Origin of the sequence: Paracoccus rhizosphaerae (assembly GCF_026162645.1) — a bacterium.
GTDB classification, from domain to species: Bacteria; Pseudomonadota; Alphaproteobacteria; order Rhodobacterales; family Rhodobacteraceae; genus Paracoccus; species Paracoccus rhizosphaerae.
The window spans coordinates 1-17,389 of sequence record NZ_JAOTBE010000007.1 but is presented as its reverse complement, the minus strand read 5'-3'; the positions used below and the strand labels follow the sequence as shown (position 1 = coordinate 17,389).

Below are 17,389 nucleotides of genomic sequence, written 5' to 3'. Positions count from 1 at the left end.
AGAGCTAAGGTGAATGTCGTTGGCGGCATCGGTCATTCTGTGACTACTCTCCCGGCGGGTCGGCGGATGTCGCGTTCTTATTCCTTCCGTTGTCCTAGTTCGCCTCCCAATTGGCATAGGTACGTCCGTCCGGTAATTTCCACAGAATGCGCCCGTTTGCGCTCGCGCCAACTACTGTTGCGGCGGCAGCAGATGCCGACGTGAAGCTATAGTCGCTCGTGAACAGCAGGAAGTCGCCGTCTTCGCGCAGCACCGCAGTATCCAGCAGGGTGCGGCGCATCGCGATCGTGCCGCGCGGAATGGTAGTCGTTGTCCTCACCCTAGCCCTTGACCCCGCCAAGACCACGAAATCGCCTGATGCGCCCAGCTTCATCTCAGCGGAGAATCCCTCGCCACGAAAGAAAAATCGAAGTTCATCCGAGTTAGCTATTGGGGGAACAGACTGCGGAGGCTCTGCCGCCTCTGCAGGGCGTCCGCGCATCTCGCGAAAGAGGTCCCACCCAAGAGCGCCCACCAGCGTCTTTGTCTGATCAACGAACTCGTCCATAGCAGCGCGGTCCGGCAGGGGAAGCTTTCCGGCATCCTCGGATGGCCGCTTCAGGTTAGGGATCGTCCAACGCGGATTGCTTCCCACACCCCTGATCAGGCAGGCTTCGACGTAGCGCGCATGGCTCTTCGTGAGGTTCTCATCCTTGCTGATAAGGACCACTGTGTCAGTCCAGAAGCTTTTGGCGTCGCGACCCGTCTCGTTCGAGTTATGATAGGACAGCCTCGCACCCACACCCTCCGACTCGCCGATATAAGCGAGCTGGCGGTCAGGCTCGTTCTCGTCTCCGCCGATCAGCACATACACGCCGGGCCGCTCGATTTCGGGGAACGCATTGCAGACACGTTTAAGTTGGTTTCGCCGGAAGGCAATTGCTTGGATCGTCGACATTGAGATTTGTGCCACCCGAATGCCATTTGGGTCGCCATCAAGAAGGAAGATGTTGATCGAACGAGGCTTCAACTTAAGTAACGTCTTTCACGTAGGGATGCGCAGGGAGGCGTCAAGTTTCCTGATGTTTTGAGCTTTTTCCGAGCTGTTGAGCTTGCGATAAGCCTCCGAAGACAGCCAGCCCGTAACGACCTTCTGGAACGATTTGTCGTTCATGAACCGCGCGAAGATCTCCTCGTTCTGATCCATGCGTTCAACAAACAGTGCCTCAAGCAGGTTCTTAAACACGAGTTCGAACTTGTCGCCAGGATTGACGGCCGCCGCTTGCCTCAAGGCTGCATCGAGGGTCGCTGCTTCTATGATTTGGTCGAAGAAGAGCTGATCCGCCTGATTGAAGTCAGTGCCGAACCGGTCGTTGACGACATCGATCAGCCGCGACAACGAGACCGCTTCTTCGTGCAGCACGCCGGTACCGACTTCGGACGGGCCATCAAGCCTATTAGCCTGACCGTCGCTAAGGTTGATCGAGCCTTCGCTGATTTTCTGTAACCGGTAATACTCTAGCCGTACTTCGTCATCAAACTGGTAGGATGGGCCGACGCTGAACTTCGGAAGCTTGGACGCGAGATGCCGAAGGAAAACATACAGGCGTTCGAGATCCGTGTCTTGATAGGGAATGATCTGGCTGACAAAACCATAGAGGCCGCAGAAGGCCATCAGCTTGCCGCGCCACAGCTCGGCCTCGTCGGGCTTCTCCTCCAGAAGCTCTTTGAAACGCGCGACGCAAGGATCGATCGCAGCATTCATCAACTGATGATCGTTCGGGCTCTGGCGCTGGCGAGGCTTGAAGTATACCGCACTAAAACGCTCAAGGTCGGCGACGCCGTATACACCTTCCGCGTCGAGCTCGCTCTTGATCTCATACATTCGAGCAGGGTCGACGTCTTCGCCGACCTCCGCGCCTTCGTAGTATCTCTTGAACGCCTCGCGAATTTCATCGCGATCGTTGACGAAATCGAGGACGAACGTGTCCTCCTTTAACGGGTGGATACGGTTCAGGCGAGACAGCGTCTGCACCGCTTGGATGCCGGCGAGCCGCCGATCGACATACATGGTGTGCAGCAAGGGTTGATCGAAGCCGGTCTGGTACTTCTCGGCAACGAGGAGCACCTGATATTCCTGCGTGGCGAAGACCTCCGGCAGTTCCTTCTCACGCACGCCGAGGTTCATGCCCTCCTCAGTGTAGGTGACATCCTTAAGCTTGTCATCCGTGACTACGCCTGAGAAGGCGACCAGCGATTTGATAGCATAGCCTTTCTCCTTCACGTAGCGATCGAAAATCTGTTTGTAGCGAACAGCTTCGAGGCGCGAACCTGTCACCACCATTCCCTTGGCTCGGCCACCGATCTTATGCCGCGTCGCAGCGTGGAAATGCTCGATCATCACCTCAGTTTTCTGAGCGATGTTGTGAGGATGCAGCTTGAGGAACCGCGCCAGAGCGCGTGCCGCCTTCTTCCGCTCGACGTTCGGATCGTCCTCGCTCGCCTTGAGCAGCCGGAAATAGGTGGCGTAGGTCGTGTAGTGCTTCAGCACGTCGAGTATGAAGCCTTCCTCTATCGCTTGGCGCATTGTGTAGCGATGGGCGGGCTTGCCGTCGCGCCCGAACACCTTGAGCGTCTTGTGTTTCGGCGTGGCCGTGAACGCGAAGAAACTCAGGTTTGCTTGCCTTCCGCGTTTAGCCATGGACCGATATAATTCGTCCATGTCGTCCTCGTTATTGGCGACCATTGCTCGAGCAGCCTCTTCGCGAAGGGTTTGCCCGCCAAGAACTTCCTTGAGGTCAGTTGCCGTCTCGCCGCCCTGCGAGCTGTGCGCCTCATCGATGATCACCGCACAGCGGCGCATCCTTAGCACACCTCCGTCGGCCTCTCCTCGTTCTTCGGCAATCTTGGCCAACTGACGCGAGACGAATGGAAACTTCTGAAGGGTGGTGATGATGATCGGCACGGCACTTTCGAGTGCTTCCGCCAGCTGACGCGAGTCCTCGTCGATCTTCTGGACAACGCCGTGCTTATGTTCGAGCTGGTAGATCGTGTCCTGAAGCTGCTTGTCTAGGATCACGCGGTCAGTGATGACGATAACACTGTCGAAAACACGCGAGTTGGCATGATCATGCAGCGATGCAAGCCTGTGCGTCAGCCAGCCGATGGTGTTGCTCTTTCCGCTGCCAGCCGAGTGCTCGATCAGATAGTTGTTGCCAACCCCATCTTTTAGCGTTTGATCGATCAACGACCGGACCGCTTCAAGCTGGTGGTAGCGCGGAAAGATCATCGTTTCCTTCCTGACCCTTCGTCCTTGGTCGTCGCGCCTATCTTCGACTTGGAGATGGATAAAGCGCGCGAGGAGGTCGAGCAGGCTGTCTCGCTGCAGCACCTCCTCCCACAGATACGCTGTGCGGTAGCTTCGTCCCTCGGGATCGGGCCCATTGCCGGCGCCGCCGTTGTTGCCTTTGTTGAAGGGCAGGAAGTGGGTGGCCGCACCGGCAAGCCGGGTGGACATGAACACTGTGTCCGTGTCGGCGGCAAAGTGGACCAGCATACGCCGCTTAAACTCAAAGATGGGCTCGCGCGGGTCGCGATCATGCCGGTACTGGTGCAGGGCGTGCTCGACGGTCTGTCCAGTCATCGGGTTCTTGAGCTCGACCGACACAACTGGAATGCCATTGACGCTCAGTACGACGTCCAGGGACCTTTCGGAGCTCCTCGAGAAGTGCAGTTGCCGCGTGAGCCCGACGCGGTTAGCGGCGTAGCGGGCCTCCAACTCCGGGTTCAGCCCGTGCGCAGCCTTGAAAAATGCAACGCGCAGAGTCTTGCCATAGCACTTGAAGCCGTGACGCAAGGTGGCCAAAGAGCCCTCCCGGTCCATCCACTTGGTCAGATCGGCAAGAACTTGGGCGCCGGTCTTTTCCCCATGGAGTGCCTCCAGCGCCTTCCATTCCTTCGGCTGTGTGTTGCGGATGAAGGAGAGAACGCTCTCAGGAAAGATGGCACGATCACGGTCGTACCCCGATGCAGGTTCCCTTAGCGCGCCATTTGCCAGCAATGTGGCTTCGATGACGGTCTCGAAGGCTCCTTCTGAATGCCGAGCATCGTCCATTACTTTTTCTTTTCTCTGATTTTTTTAAGCCGGGCGATATGCTTCTTCAGCGCGTCGATAAGCGCAACGGAGAATGCCTCTAACTCGTTCGATGTCCTCTCTTTCTGTTGCAAGTCTTCAAGTCGTCGCCGTGCCGTTTTTACATCTAAATCACGGCCCCGCAGTTTAATCGTCCCTTTGATAGCAGCGTGCCGAAACTTGATAAGAGTATTGTGATTCAAACCCAAACGCTTAATGGTCTCGTCTGCGGCACTATCCGTTACATTGCTTGCCGAGATTTTACCGCTGAAGCTAAATGAGAATCTGGCCGAACAACCAATTGAAAGTGGTGAAACAAATAAGGTGGACTCGTCCGGCGAAGGCCAATTGTCCTTCAAATGTGCTCCATACGGGAACTTTATTCCTGTATTAGGCTTCGGTACGGCCGCAGCAAGATTTGAGTAGGCTACGTCTTCTAGGGCACTGCAATGCTTTTGCGGCTTCAAATGCTCGATGTGGCAAGTATCGACATCAATCTTGCAACCAGTGTACGCGCAGAGTCCACCCTGCTCGGATACAAGCGCTTGCCTGATGATCTGCCGCAAATCCCCTCCAATTGAGTCATAGTTGCAATTGGGGCCATTTCTGTTGGCGGCGATCCACTCCGTAAGCTCGGGTGGCGGTGCGCTCTTGCTAATCTGCCTCATCTGTCAGCGCTTCTAGATTGTTTATTTCGGCCTCAAACCCAACCGTAGTCGGGTCATCTCCATGTTGAATCTTACGCAAAATTGACAACTTTTCCCGCGCCAGATCTAAGTCTCCAATTTCCAGCGCACTCTCCACTTCATCGATCGCAGCTTTTACGGGTTTCGACCGTGAAGGTGTTTCCATGACCTGTTCGAGCACATAGTTTGTATCTAGGCCATAGGATTGACCACACGGCTCAAGGGAAATATGTCCATCAACCCGTTTTAAGAGAGTAATCTTATCCGGCTGTACTTCCCCAATGATCTGCGGTGAATGGCTAGTGGCAATGAATTGGCAATTCGGGAACGTTTTTTCGAGATTGCCCACGATTTTCCGCTGCCATTGCGGATGAAGGTGAAGGTCGATCTCGTCGATGAGGATCACGGCTTCAGCGTTGGTCAACGGGTCATTTAGCTGAGGGTTAGCCTGCGCGAGACGTTTCGCGATATCCAGAACGAGCACCAACACGCTGCGCTGGCCGTCCGACAACTGGCGTACATCAAGAGTCGTTCCGTTGTTGTCGATCTCAACACGTGAAGTGTTTTCAGCTGTTGGTCGCAAGTTTGAATAGCCAGGCAGAAAAAGCTCAAGCGCAGAGTTTATCCTATCTAAAAGATGCCCCGAGGCGGGGAGTTCAGAAGCCATTGCACTTAGTGCGCGCACCCAGACGGCGAACTGGCGGATGCTAAGGGCGTTCGACTGAAGTGCGTTCACATAGGCAGCACGCCAGTCTCCAATTGCCTGCGTTCGTCCTGCCTGCTCGTTCATGATCGATCGTGCGGTTGAGTAGTGGATCATTAACGGCATGCTTCCTTTACTGATCGCCCGAGCCATTAGGTCATGCTTTGAGGGGTGAAAGAAGACGGGTTCCGCCGGCGAGATGGTTTCCTGTAACTCGCGCAACTGGGTACGCAGTCGATCCCTTGGGCGCTCTGTTTCGAGGATCTCACGACGCAAACGTTCCACGTTCTCTGTGGCCTCGGCAGCGACCTGCTCCCGCCATTCGCGCAGGCGGACAAACGCATCCGCATTGCCATTGTGATGCAAATACAACGCGGCCTCGGCGAAAGGCGCGCTGCCGTGAATATCATTGATACCAAAGCCAAACGCCCTAAGAGGCATCTTTTTCTCAAGATTTGAAAGCAGGTGGGAGCCACAGTATCTGATGGCATCGAGTACTGTGCTTTTACCGGCGCCGTTGATACCGATAATCAGGTTGAAGCCAGGATTGAAGGTGAACTCCGCCTCTTTGAATGCTCGAACATTGGCGAGCGACAGCCTCGCGATCTTCATGCCGCCTCCGGAATCTCGAGCTGGCCCGTCACGGCCGCTGCGATCAAGGCTGCGCGGCGCTCTTTCAGCAGGGCTATGGAGTTCTCGATTGCGGTTCGGAGGCGGTCGATCTTGGCTGTTTCTGCTGAGATGTGCTCAACGATCTGTTGCTGTTCATCGAGCGGCGGCACGGGCCACCAGGTCTCGAAGAAGCCCTCGGGGTAGAGCCGCAGGCGGGAGGACCAGACGCCCTTGGAGTAGCGGGTCACTTCCTGCGCGAAGACGGGGATGCGGACCAGAGCATCGACGTAATCGGGCAGCAGGCGCGGACCCGGGGTGTAGACGTTGTAGGCGGGGCTGACGATGCCAGCGACGCGGGCGGTGCCCATGGCGCCCATCCACGCCCAGAGGGTGTTGATGGCGAGGTCCCCGGCGAAGCACAGCTTGTAGCCAGCCGTGCTTTCGGCCTCGAACATGTTCACGTCCTTCTCGGACCGGGGGGTGACGCCGGTCAGGTGCGAGACCGTCAGCATTTCCTCTTCGCCGGTCTGGGATCGCTGGTCACGTTCGGTGAACAGCCAGCGGGAGCGCTCCACCTCCCATTGCGCAGGGATATCGCCAAGCCAGTTGATGCCTGAGGGGCGCAGGGGCGCGGAAGGGTCGAGGCCACACATGACGGCCTCGGTCACAATGGCGCACCGCTTCTCGGTCATTAGGTCGAGCAGCTTCTGCTTGGCAGAGATCAGGGCGTCGACCTCGGCGGTCTCGCGATTGAGAAAGCTTGAGATCTGCTTCTGTTGAGTGACAGGTATGCAGGGCGCTTGAATCGCCTTTATCTCATCAGAACTGAGTTCCATAAATGTGGATCCCCGCCCCAATACTTGCAGATATCCGATTTGAACGCTCAACCAATAATAAAAGAAGTCATTATCGGCATTATTTTTTGGCTCCAAAAGGAAGCAGCCCTGATTGCAGCAAAGTTCCACATTTGAAATCACCATCTGCCCGATCGGTGCGCGTTTGGTGAGCACAATCGTGCCGGAAGGTGCCATCTTTGCGCTGCAGCTTGCGAAGCCTTCTTCTGTTATCTTTCGTTTCGTTGATGAGAGGGTCTTCGAGCTGCCACTAACATCTTCGGGCGTTGCCCAATTGATGTCGCCGTCCCAGAATGCAGAGTTCCCACTCTCTGGTGTGGCGCCGCTCGAAATCGAAAACAAGAATCTGAGCTGCTTATGAGTAAAAGCGGTCATTCCGTTACCTCGCGCAAAAGCCGCAAGATTTCGTCCTCTGCCCTCTTCAGGTCTGCGTCGATGTCGGCCAGCCTGCGGGGCGGCGTGAACTGATAGAAGTGGCGGTTGAAGTTAATCTCGTAGCCAACCCTGTGTTTGCTTCGGTCCATCCAGGCATCCGGAACATGCGGCAGAACTTCGCGCGCGAAGTAGGCGTGGATATCCTCTTTCAGGGGCACGTTCTCGAAGTCGCGCAGGTCGGGGTCGGCCTCGAATCCCTCGCCCTGCTTGACCTTCTCGGCATCCGCTTCCTTCTTGGTGAACACGTTGCGGAACAGCTTGACCTCTGGCGCGCGCCAGCGGGACCCTCGCTTTTTCAACAGCTCCTCGATACTGCTCCAGACCTCGTTCCAATCTAATTCCAGCTCGCGTCCCAGCGCCTGGTCGATCGCCTGGATGTCGTCGAGCAGGTGCGGTGCCGCGTCGAGGAACCGGGCTTTGTCCTCGACCGTCATCCGGTAGCTCAGCCGCAGCGGACGATCGACGGTGACGCGGGTAAAGCCGAAGTCGGCATTGTCGAAGATCTTGGACTTGGCGCTCTGGGCATACCCGCCGTAGAGGCGCACGATCTCGGCAATCTGATCAGGTTCGTCCGGGCGATCATCCCCTTCGGGGGCCTTGCCCGCGCCGATCTTGCGGCGCTTGTCTCCCTGGCTGCGGCCCATGGGCATCCAGATGTCGCGCGCGTCGACCAGCTGGATTGTGCCCTTGCGGTGGTCAGGCTTGTTGTTTGTAACGATCCAGATGTAGGTGCCAATCCCGGTGTTGTAGAACATCTGCTCAGGAAGGGCGACGATGGCCTCGAGCATGTCGCGCTCGATGATCCACTTGCGGATGTTGCTTTCGCCACCGCCTGCGCCCCCGTTGAACAGAGGTGAGCCTGAGAACACGATTGCCGCCCGCGAGCCATATTTCTGCGACTTCGGATCGACGTCCTCGAACTTCGAGATCATGTGCTGCAGGAACAGCAAGGAGCCGTCGTTCACGCGCGGTAGGCCTGCGCTCCACGGGCTGTCCTGCGGGGCCTTCTCGTGCCGCCGGACGATTTCCTTTTGCTGCTTCTTCCAGTCCACGCCGAAGGGCGGGTTGGCGATGAAGTAGTCGAAGGTCTGCCCCTCGAACTTGTCGTCGGTGAAGCTGTCGCCGTACTGCACGTTCTCACCGCCGCCGTTGTGGTCGACCTGCTTCATGAGCATGTCGGATGCGGCCGTCGCGAAGGCGCGCTTGTTGTAGTCCTGGCCGTAGACGTAGAGCTTCGCCTCCTTGTGGTGATCGCGCATGTAGCGCTGGGCCTCGGCGAGCATGCCCCCCGTGCCGCACGCCGGGTCGAGCATGCGCATCACGGTGCCTGGCTTGCTGAGCACGTCGTCGGCTTCCATGAACAGGAGATCAACCATGAGGTGGATCACCTCTCGCGGCGTGAAGTGATCGCCGGCGGTCTCGTTTGCCAGTTCGTTGAAGCGTCGGATCAGGTTCTCAAAAATGAGCCCCATCTTTTCGTTCCCGACGCCCCGGTCAGGATGAAGGTCTACCTTCAGGAACTCCTTCAGCACGAGGTAGAGGATGTTCGCCTCGTTCATCTTCTCGATTTCGTTGGTGAATTCGAAGTACTCGAAGATCCTGCGAACGTTCGCCGAGAAGCCGCTGATGTAAGATTGAAGGTGCCCCGCGAGGTTTGGGGTGTCGCCAATCATCGTCTGGAACGTCATTGGCGAACGATTGTGGAAGCGGTGTCCGGATGCCTTGTTCAGAATCCGGTCGAGAGCATCGTCCTCCAGCTTCCCGCCCTTGCGCCGCGCATACTCTGCCAGAACCTGGTCCTTGGTGTTGGCGAGCACGCAATCGAAGCGGCGCAGAACGACAAGCGGCAGCATGACGCGCTCATACTGTGGCGGACGATAGGGCCCGCGCAGGACGTCCGCGATCTGCCAGATCAAGTTCGCCAAGTCCGAGTGGCTAGGCATGTTGTTCAGTCTCCTGCCGGTTTGTCCGGTCTGTTTTCCTGTTGGATCAGTCGCCTTGCCCCGGGCACTTGCCCGATGCCGCAGAAACCATCTGCTTCTTCGCTTTGGCCGTCAGCCGCTCGAACTCTTCAACTGCAAGCACCACGACAACAGACCGGCCATACTTTTCAATGGCAACAGGCTCTGCCCTCGCCATGTCAATCAGCCGCCCGAAGGCGTTTTTTGCATCGCGCGCCGACATGCTCTGCATGGCGAGTTCCTTCCCAAGTTGGAGCCACTTTAGCCAAGATGTGAGGTGATGGACAGACGCTAGAGTGCTGAGACGGATGCCAAAGATAACGCTCATTCCGCGTCCCGTTCCGCTGCAAGATCGGCTTGCAGGGCGGCCTTCAGGAACTCCGTTCTCGTGCCGCCCCTAGAGCACGCCCTCCACGAGGTAAGGAGCCCAAAAAAAGTTGGGCGGAGATGTGCGCGAGGTAGGCAGCCAAAACCCTCTCCCTTCGCGCAAGTTCTAAACCAGTCGAAAATCTATAAGTGGCAGGAGTTGCTTCCAGCGGAGGGACTGAGCATGTGCCTTGAGGATCGTTGCAGATGCTCAACCGCGGGACAATCTGTTTAGTGGCACGAGCATCTCCTTCCACTCGCGTCGCCTCACGATGCAGAGCGGGATAGGAATGCTTGCCGTGTCTGGGACCTGCGTGATCCAACTCATTCGGTGGCTCCGACATCGGCAGTGACTTCGTGCGCCAGTGTCGCCAGTCCTTCGATGCGCAGGCGAAGGATTAGCCCGCTAGTGCTTGATTCAACCCGCTCGACGAACAGCGCCAAGATGCGCGACTGCTTGGCCGGGAAGAGTTCATTTCGCAGAGGGTCGAGCTACTGTGCGGCTCGGGCATCAGATTCGGTGATGTCGTCAGAGGCGGCACGTGCCGCCTTCAACGTCCTTACGTCAATCTCAGGCTGGCGGAGCACGACGCGAAGTTGTTCGATGACCGCGGCCTTGTTCTTCCTGCTGGTACACGGCCCACCGGACATGACCCATCGCCGTGCTTCAGGACCTCTTGCAGTATAGGCGCCCTTCCATGCGAGTTTGCGTCGGCGAGAAGGTCGCGCCATCTGGTCCGAACAGCAGCCTTTCCCGCAACGCGGCGTCTCCGCGCGGGTGACGGTGCCCTGTTTGTCTGACACTTCCATACTGTAATACCCCATGAAAGGGGCTTCAAATAGCCGGAGTGTTAACGGTCTAATCACGGTCCTACCCGGCAGCCTAATTGCACGAAATAGTGAGCGCCTGATGGGGCCTGAATAGGCGGGATACCATTCCAGATGCTAAAGCTTGCCAGAACTTGCCGGTTGAAGCGATTCGCCATGAAAGACGATACTGCCGCAGCGCTTAGGTCAATAGCTGTGAGCTTCGGCGCGAGCTTCACCGGCAGTCGTCGCCGGTTATTGCCTTCGTTCCCAGCGCCATCTTGCCCAGCGCCTGCACTGAGCCTCTGCAATCCGAGCCTTACCTTCAGCAGTCTTTGCTCCCGTAGATTTGCCGCCGTGAAATTTGCAGCGCCGTTTTCCTGGCTCTGATCTCATCCGGCAAGCTGCGCCTTTGCGCGTCTTGGCTCCGCATCGTACCCGCCGGTTGGCCCTGATGGCCTTCACTTGGTCTTCAACCGCCTGCAGCATTGCGAGCACTGCGGCATCTTGATCCGCTGTTCCATGCTGTTGCCGCTCTACGAAGGAGATCCTGAGTGGAACGATCACGGGCGCATCCGGCAGGGCCAGCACCTGGGCCATACGTTCTACGGCCCAAGCGCCGCGTTCCACTTCTCGTTTGCATTCCCAATAGCTGACGGCATGGCGGCCTATGCCAACGCGCCCAGCCAGTTCGGTCTGCGACAAACCTGCGGCCTTACGGATGGCCGCCAGTTCAGCCCCGGTCACGCAGCACCCCCCTTGCGCCGTCCAGCGCCCCGACCGCCCGTATTGGTCATCGCGGATAACCCATCGGTAGACCAGCCGCTTAGCCGGGCCTTGCCGGTCCCATGCTCAAAGCTGCCGCCATTCGTCCAAACGCAAGTCGCGACCTGTAAAAGTGTGGCGATCGCCATAGGGCACTTGCAGCGTCGAGGGGGGAGGGCGGCATCCGAAACTGCGCATAGGCGGACACGATAGTGGTTCATGGCGGCGACATGCCTCCATCGGATCTTGTCTGAGCTGCTCTCGAAATAATTCGCGCCGAGGGCGACGAGGCGTACTAGGATATTGCCAGTCTCAACCTTGGCAGCAATGCATTGCCGGCTCATGCCGTACCTTATCATCTCGATCAGGATCCGCTTGATGGTGGCAAATAAGACGCTCAGATGCTGCGCGATCTGCGGCTGCATAGCGCCTCGGGCTTTGAACTTGTTCAAGTTGAGTGCCTCGGCTTCGGTCAGATCGGGTCAACGGACAGGTCAGCCTCCCAGGATGACACGGCGGCGCGCTGCGCGCTGCTCGCGGGTGGTATTGGGTGATAGAGTGGTCTTGTCGTGCGGGGTGGCTTTAGCGCGAACTAGGGCTGCCATGCCGGTTGTGAAATATCGCCAGCTGGACGGGATGAACTCGGGGTCTTTAATCCGGGCCCTAGCGAGCATGTCGCGGATGATGCTGTCCTGCTCGGCTTCGGACAGGCCCATTTCGTTCCAGTGTCTGACCTCGGCCATGTCAGCGGTCGTGCCGGTGAAGCGTAGCTCCTTGGTGACGCCGCTCGGGTCGCATCCGATGATGGTCAGGATTTTCTCTCGTCGCGTACGCATCGCATCGTCATCTGCTGATGATGACTTATTCTTGACTGGTTCATTGATATATTCGGGTGCATCTGCTGCGGGGTTTTGGCGCAGCAAATGCGGTGTTTCGTGCATTTGCTGCGGACTTTTGTTGTCACGAAGGGTGTTTTTGCTGCGAGGTTTTCCCTCCTTGAAGGGTGCATCTCCTGCGGGGTTCAAGGCGCTCGGAATGATGGTGTAGTAGCTCGCCCCGCCGCGCCCCCCACCGGTCCTGACGACCAGCGCGCCGCGTGCTTGGAGGCGTTTGATCGCATTCTGGACAGCTCTCTCCTTAAAGCGCGACAGCTGGCAGATGCGCGCGATTGACGGGTAGCAGGACCAGAATCGATCTGCGTGGGAAGCCAGCGCAATCAGCACGTTGAACTCAGTCGGATCGGTAATCGCGCTGGCTAGGACTATGTCGACCTGCTTATAACCCATCACTCCCCCCAGACGCTGTTGGTGGACAAAGCACACATGCAGCGCGCGGTGCCGGTGCTGCCCATGCGCTGCTTTGCGACGATGATTTCGAGACGGCCGCGCGCCTTGTTCATGGCGAGTTCCCAGTCGGCCAGGTCATCCAGGTCGGAGGAATCCGGTTGCTCCTGTTGCAAGTAGTATTCCGGCCGGAAGCAGAACAGCACGTTGTCAGCGTCCTGCTCAAGTTGACCGGACTCGCGCAGATCCGACAGGACCGGGCGCTTGTCCTCGCGGCTCTCGATGCCGCGGGAGAGCTGGGATAGGGCTAGGACCGGGATGTTGAGTGACATCGCCATACCCTTGAGTGCGAGACTGATGGCCGTGACCTGCTGGTAGCGGTCGCGCCCCTTGGCGCGAAGAAGCTGCGCATAGTCTACGATCAGGAGGCGCAGGTTGTCGGTGGCGCGGGTGATCTGGCGCACACCGCCGACCAGCGCGTCCACGTCGCTGTAGGACCGCGACAGGAAGGTAATGGGCAGCTGCGCCACGTCCTGCGCGACCTCGACCACTGCACGCATCTCCTCCTCGCTCATATCGCCGCGCCGCATGGCCTGATAGGGGACCGCGCGGCCCGCGTTGGCGGTTGCCTCGGACAGGGCGCGGTGAGCCATGGCGGCGGGCGTCATTTCCAGCGATGCTATCGCCACGCCACGCCCCGCGCGGGCCGCGTTCAGGGCCATGGTCAGGGCGACAGCAGATTTACCCATGGCAGGACGCCCGCCCAGAAGCGTCAGTTCGCCGGGCTGGAGGCCGGGAATGATGGCGTCGAGCGGCGGGATGCCGAAGCTGACAGCGGCGCTCGTCTCACCGCGATACGCTTGGTTGGCCAATGTGACAGCCTCATTGACGGCTGCCAGCATGGACGTGGGCTGGTCGGTGGCGACGGTAAAGGAATGGGCGACCAGCGCCCCCTCAAGCCGGTTCGCGATGTCGCTTGCGGGCATGTCGCCGCGCGCCAATTCGGCTAGCGTCTCAGATGCCGCCGAATGGATTGCGCGCTTGCGGGCATATTCGGCCAGCATGTTGGCCATGCTGGTCAGTGCCGGGACGGTGATATAGATCGCGCTGCCGGCCAGTCGCGCGAGATAAGCGGGGCCGCCAACCGGCTCTAGATCCTCAAGGCCTTCGAAAGCGGCCTTGAGGGTGATCGGGCTGACCAGCTCGCCCGCCTGATGGCGTACCTCGATAGCCTGATATATTTTGGCGTGAACCTTAGTGGCGAACAGGCTGACGCCACCGTGCTGCATTACAATCGGGACCAACTTGTCGGCCATGATGAGCGAGCCAAGCACTTGCTGCTCTGCCTCGACATTCTGAAAAACCGCGTTGGGCGGGGTGAGGGTTACGACGGTCATTTGCGGTACCCGCTTGCCCGCATGAGCAAATTGCCAGCGAGACCGGCGATGTGCTTCCAGGGGTTGGGCTGCGGGGCGTGGTGGGAGCCCGTCCCACGGCTGACTTGTACTAGTGCGGTCGCTTGCTGGTCTTCGCCCAGATGGGTCGCATCTTCCCCCCCATCCGATTGCAGGCCGGCTGCTTTCATGTTTGCGTACTTCGGCGCTTCGTCCATATTGTGCCTCTAGACTTGCGGCCAAGGCAGCTGGGCGGTACATCTCAGAGTGATCAAACCATGAAAAAACCGCACCGCCGCCCTAAACCGGGTGGCGGTTTTCTTATTCCGAGTTGCTGGGGCGGCTGTTCAACCAGTCGGCAATGGCAGTCTCCGGCCACCCAACGGCTTTGCCGGTGAGCTTCACGGGGCGCGGGAACAAGCCCTTGCTCATCAGGTCGTAGATCGTGCTGCGGCTCAGGCCGGTGACATCCTGAACCGCCCGGCGGCGGAGGTGCTTTTCCGCGACCAGCCTCTTCATAATTTCTGCCATGTCGGCTTTCCTCTGCATGATTAGGTACATGCAGGTATGCCAACATCCGTGTCGGCAGGTCGTCCGACTAATTAAGTCCGTTTCGTTTCGGACAGGAACGCCAGCAACTGCTCAGCAAGGCCCTCCGCAAGATCCTTGCCTCCCGCACCGGCTTTCACCGTGTCTTGATTCTCCCAGATTCTTGCTACGCCATCGTAGGAAAGGCTTTGGCCACATTTCCCAAGAGCTTCGGCCACTACATCACAGGCGCTGATGTTTGGTGACGCTTTGTTCCTGTAAGCCTTGAAGCCGAGAGATTTCAGCCGTTTGATGGCGGTGCAGATCGCGGAGTCACGCGAGAAATTGACGTTAGGGTGCTGCCCCCGTCTAGCTGGTGGTTTAGCTGCTCCTAAAAACACCTTCCGTTGCCAATCCGCTAGCGCCGGATACTGGCGCAAGTTGATTGGGTTCAGAGCGTGATATTCCAGCTCTTGAAAGCTGCGAAAATCGGTCTCTGACTTCGTGATCAGCTGTTCGAAGCTCTCGTTTGTGCGCTGGGTTTCTTCAGAACGTAACAGCGTCGGTAGCACCTCTAGAAATGCACGACCGATCTGATCTCCACTTGGCTTCGCCCACAATGCCGACTCAAGCATGGGAGTGACGGCTTTGACGGCTCGCTGAAAGTATCCGTCTTCGCCGAATCTAATCTCACTGAAGGCCGCTTTTTGAGCGACTATGCGTGCGCTCCAGTTAGCCATCACATCACGCATCGGGTCACTAGTTTCAGCCATTGGTTCGTTCCTTCGCCTCCGTTTTGCGCAAGTAGCTCGCCCAGGCATCCATCATCCTGCGGCGCTTCTCGAAGACATCACTGCGGGCATAGGCGCGTTCGACCGAATCGCCAGTCAGATGTGCTAGCGCCGCCTCAGCAACCTCGCGCGGATAGGACGTGCGTTCCTGTGCCCACGTGCGGAAGGACGTGCGGAAGCCATGAACATCTGCAGCAAAGCTCAGTTCCTTGATCAGCTTGGAAAGAGTCATATCGGACAAGGGGCGCCCGGTTTTCGTGCCAGGGAACACCAGCCCAGACCCATCGTCCAGCGCCTTGGCCTGCGCCAAAATGGCAACGGCCCGCGGCGACAGGGGAACGCGGTGCGAGCGCTTCATCTTCATGCGCTCAGAAGGGATTTCCCAAACCTGCCCGGCTAAGTTGATTTCCGACCAGCGCGCTTCCCGCACCTCGCCTGAGCGCGCGGCGGTCAGCACCAAAAATTCGAGCGCTAGCTTAGTGGAAAGGCCGGCACCCGATGCCTTCACTGCCTCGATACAGCCCGCTACCTCGGCATAGGGAAGCGCCTTACGGTGTTCCGGCGCTTTCGAGATCTTGGGAAGCGCCTTGCTGATGTTCTCCGCGGGGTTGTCCTGGCGCCAGCCTTGAGCAATCGCCCATTTCATCACGGTCCCAATACGCTGCCGCACCCGGCGCGCGGTCTCGGGAATGGTAGTCCAGATGGGCATGAGAACGCCCAGAACATCGGCGGTGGTCACGTCCTGGACCTTTAGGCGGCCCATCTTGGGGAAGGTGTAAGTTTCTAACGTCGCCAGAAATTGCGCCGCGTGTTTTTCGTTCTTCCAAGTCGGCTTGTGGAGCGAATGGACCTTGCGAGCGGCTTCCTCGAAGGTCAGGACCGCTTGCGCTTCACGCTTCGCTTGTAATGGATCGCCTCCTGCGCGGGCTAGCTTGCGGTTTTCCAGCGCCTTGGCGCGCGCCTCGGCCAGGGACACCAGCGAAGGCGCCCCTAGACCCAGTTCGCACCTCTTGCCGCGAATTGTGATACGCTGGATCCAGAAGCGCGACCCGTTCGCGTCGACGCGCAGGTAAAGACCATGCCCGTCAAAATACTTGCCCGGCGCGGTGGCGGCTTTCACGGTTTGGGCGGTCAATGCCTTTTCAGGTCGGCGGGTCAGGTGACTAGCCATAGCTTCCCCCCTTTCTTCCCCCAATATCGCTGAGCTTGGGACGGAATATGCCGGACAATGACGGATAAGGGAAGCCGCTAAATGCCTGCACTTGCTAGATTGTAGGGAAGGGCGCGGAACACCGCGGATTGTAGAACGGCGGACTCTCGCTCCGCCACTTGCCTTAGACAAACCAGTCTCCACATCCGACGCAGGTTGGATTTTCTCGTTGGTTTCGAGGGTTAGGTGAGTGAAGCTGTTCACCAGCCGCGACGCATGGAGGCCTCACTTTGGTCTCCAACTGCCATATTTCTCCGAAGCTGATGACTGCGCCGAAACGGTGAATAGCCTTCAAAACCCTGAAGTCGTGAAACAATCTTCAAGGCCTTTTCGGTGTTGGATCTGAAGCCGTTCTGCGGCTGAAGGACCTGCGATCGAACCGCATCCGTTCAGCACGACATTGATCGACAGCGAAAGTGGCCACTTCCCGGCGAAGATGACTGTGGCCTAACGCCTACGCATCCAGAGGATCTACCGACCGCTGTCTGGGACGGGAGACGATGCGATACCAGCAGAGACGCGAAGGGCGGAAAGCTGACGGATGGCGGTGCGGCATGGCGGCTGCAGAAATCTTGGGAAAGCGGTCATCCGCGCGCGGTGCAGCGATCACCCTGCTTTGCGTCCAGCCCGTGCGCTGCGATCGGCTTCTTCGCGCAGAAGCGGTCGCGAGCACTCGCGGCATGGTAGGGCAGCCGGGCGCTGGGAGCGGACATAGCTTGCCGAGTAAAAGTTCTGGCGCAAGACGACACTAACGGCTCAGAGCTGATGTCAACGGCGGTGCAAAACCCGGCCACGCGGCGGCGTAAAATCAGGCCAGGTGACGATGGCCGGCGCCATGGCGCGCGCGCTTACCATAGAGCTGGCGCGTGCCATGGCGCATTGG

General features: G+C 58.4%; 14 protein-coding genes. All 14 read right to left on the bottom strand.

Annotation, left to right across the window (positions count from 1 at the left end; translation table 11 throughout):
- Positions 1 to 94: 94 nt before the first annotated feature.
- Positions 95 to 1,009 carry a GIY-YIG nuclease family protein gene (locus tag OC184_RS04520; RefSeq protein WP_265506005.1) on the bottom strand — a complete coding sequence of 305 codons (915 nt, stop codon included), beginning with the start codon at positions 1,007 to 1,009 and terminating at the stop codon, positions 95 to 97.
- A gap of 15 nt (positions 1,010 to 1,024) precedes the next feature.
- The gene (locus OC184_RS04515; protein WP_265506004.1) at positions 1,025 to 4,093 is read right to left on the bottom strand and encodes a type I restriction endonuclease subunit R; all 3,069 of its coding nucleotides are present in this window, start codon (positions 4,091 to 4,093) and stop codon (positions 1,025 to 1,027) included.
- Positions 4,093 to 4,779, bottom strand: a complete 687-nt coding sequence (locus OC184_RS04510; protein WP_265506003.1) for a retron system putative HNH endonuclease — start codon at positions 4,777 to 4,779, stop codon at positions 4,093 to 4,095. The genes OC184_RS04515 and OC184_RS04510 overlap by 1 nt, the downstream gene beginning before the upstream one ends.
- On the bottom strand, positions 4,766 to 6,112 hold the full coding sequence (locus OC184_RS04505; protein ID WP_265506002.1) for an AAA family ATPase: 1,347 nt from the start codon (positions 6,110 to 6,112) through the stop codon (positions 4,766 to 4,768). The genes OC184_RS04510 and OC184_RS04505 overlap by 14 nt, the downstream gene beginning before the upstream one ends.
- Complete coding sequence (locus OC184_RS04500; protein ID WP_265506001.1) at positions 6,109 to 7,341, bottom strand: restriction endonuclease subunit S; 1,233 nt, start codon at positions 7,339 to 7,341, stop codon at positions 6,109 to 6,111. Before OC184_RS04500 ends, OC184_RS04505 begins: the two co-directional genes overlap by 4 nt.
- Complete coding sequence (locus OC184_RS04495; RefSeq protein WP_265506000.1) at positions 7,338 to 9,344, bottom strand: type I restriction-modification system subunit M; 2,007 nt, start codon at positions 9,342 to 9,344, stop codon at positions 7,338 to 7,340. Before OC184_RS04495 ends, OC184_RS04500 begins: the two co-directional genes overlap by 4 nt.
- Before the next feature lie 46 nt (positions 9,345 to 9,390).
- Positions 9,391 to 9,594, bottom strand: coding sequence for a type II toxin-antitoxin system Phd/YefM family antitoxin (locus OC184_RS04490; protein ID WP_265505999.1), 204 nt, complete (start codon positions 9,592 to 9,594; stop codon positions 9,391 to 9,393).
- 1,196 nt (positions 9,595 to 10,790) lie between these two features.
- Positions 10,791 to 11,282 carry an HGGxSTG domain-containing protein gene (locus OC184_RS20440; protein WP_378926437.1) on the bottom strand — a complete coding sequence of 164 codons (492 nt, stop codon included), beginning with the start codon at positions 11,280 to 11,282 and terminating at the stop codon, positions 10,791 to 10,793.
- Entirely contained in the window at positions 11,279 to 11,752 is a 474-nt protein-coding gene (locus OC184_RS04480) for a hypothetical protein (protein ID WP_265505998.1), read from the bottom strand. The genes OC184_RS20440 and OC184_RS04480 overlap by 4 nt, the downstream gene beginning before the upstream one ends.
- A 42-nt stretch (positions 11,753 to 11,794) precedes the next feature.
- Positions 11,795 to 12,586 (bottom strand): helix-turn-helix domain-containing protein, encoded by a 792-nt coding sequence (locus OC184_RS04475; RefSeq protein WP_265505997.1) that lies wholly within the window; start codon positions 12,584 to 12,586, stop codon positions 11,795 to 11,797.
- On the bottom strand, positions 12,586 to 13,980 hold the full coding sequence (locus OC184_RS04470; protein ID WP_265505996.1) for a replicative DNA helicase: 1,395 nt from the start codon (positions 13,978 to 13,980) through the stop codon (positions 12,586 to 12,588). Before OC184_RS04470 ends, OC184_RS04475 begins: the two co-directional genes overlap by 1 nt.
- 318 nt (positions 13,981 to 14,298) lie before the next feature.
- The gene (locus OC184_RS04465; RefSeq protein WP_265505995.1) at positions 14,299 to 14,508 is read right to left on the bottom strand and encodes a helix-turn-helix transcriptional regulator; all 210 of its coding nucleotides are present in this window, start codon (positions 14,506 to 14,508) and stop codon (positions 14,299 to 14,301) included.
- Positions 14,509 to 14,579: 71 nt separating this feature from the next.
- Positions 14,580 to 15,278, bottom strand: a complete 699-nt coding sequence (locus tag OC184_RS04460; protein WP_265505994.1) for a hypothetical protein — start codon at positions 15,276 to 15,278, stop codon at positions 14,580 to 14,582.
- On the bottom strand, positions 15,271 to 16,467 hold the full coding sequence (locus OC184_RS04455; RefSeq protein ID WP_265505993.1) for a tyrosine-type recombinase/integrase: 1,197 nt from the start codon (positions 16,465 to 16,467) through the stop codon (positions 15,271 to 15,273). Before OC184_RS04455 ends, OC184_RS04460 begins: the two co-directional genes overlap by 8 nt.
- Positions 16,468 to 17,389 lie beyond the last annotated feature (922 nt).

Excerpts from the sequence above, each read along its gene's own strand:
- OC184_RS04515 (WP_265506004.1), bottom strand. The coding sequence starts at position 4,093 with ATGGACGATGCTCGGCATTCAGAAGGAGCCTTCGAGACCGTCATCGAA.
- OC184_RS04510 (WP_265506003.1), bottom strand. The coding sequence starts at position 4,779 with ATGAGGCAGATTAGCAAGAGCGCACCGCCACCCGAGCTTACGGAGTGG.
- OC184_RS04505 (WP_265506002.1), bottom strand. The coding sequence starts at position 6,112 with ATGAAGATCGCGAGGCTGTCGCTCGCCAATGTTCGAGCATTCAAAGAG.
- OC184_RS04500 (WP_265506001.1), bottom strand. The coding sequence starts at position 7,341 with ATGACCGCTTTTACTCATAAGCAGCTCAGATTCTTGTTTTCGATTTCG.
- OC184_RS04495 (WP_265506000.1), bottom strand. The coding sequence starts at position 9,344 with ATGCCTAGCCACTCGGACTTGGCGAACTTGATCTGGCAGATCGCGGAC.
- OC184_RS04490 (WP_265505999.1), bottom strand. The coding sequence starts at position 9,594 with ATGCAGAGCATGTCGGCGCGCGATGCAAAAAACGCCTTCGGGCGGCTG.
- OC184_RS04475 (WP_265505997.1), bottom strand. The coding sequence starts at position 12,586 with ATGGGTTATAAGCAGGTCGACATAGTCCTAGCCAGCGCGATTACCGAT.
- OC184_RS04470 (WP_265505996.1), bottom strand. The coding sequence starts at position 13,980 with ATGACCGTCGTAACCCTCACCCCGCCCAACGCGGTTTTTCAGAATGTC.
- OC184_RS04465 (WP_265505995.1), bottom strand. The coding sequence starts at position 14,508 with ATGGCAGAAATTATGAAGAGGCTGGTCGCGGAAAAGCACCTCCGCCGC.
- OC184_RS04460 (WP_265505994.1), bottom strand. The coding sequence starts at position 15,278 with ATGGCTGAAACTAGTGACCCGATGCGTGATGTGATGGCTAACTGGAGC.
- OC184_RS04455 (WP_265505993.1), bottom strand. The coding sequence starts at position 16,467 with ATGGCTAGTCACCTGACCCGCCGACCTGAAAAGGCATTGACCGCCCAA.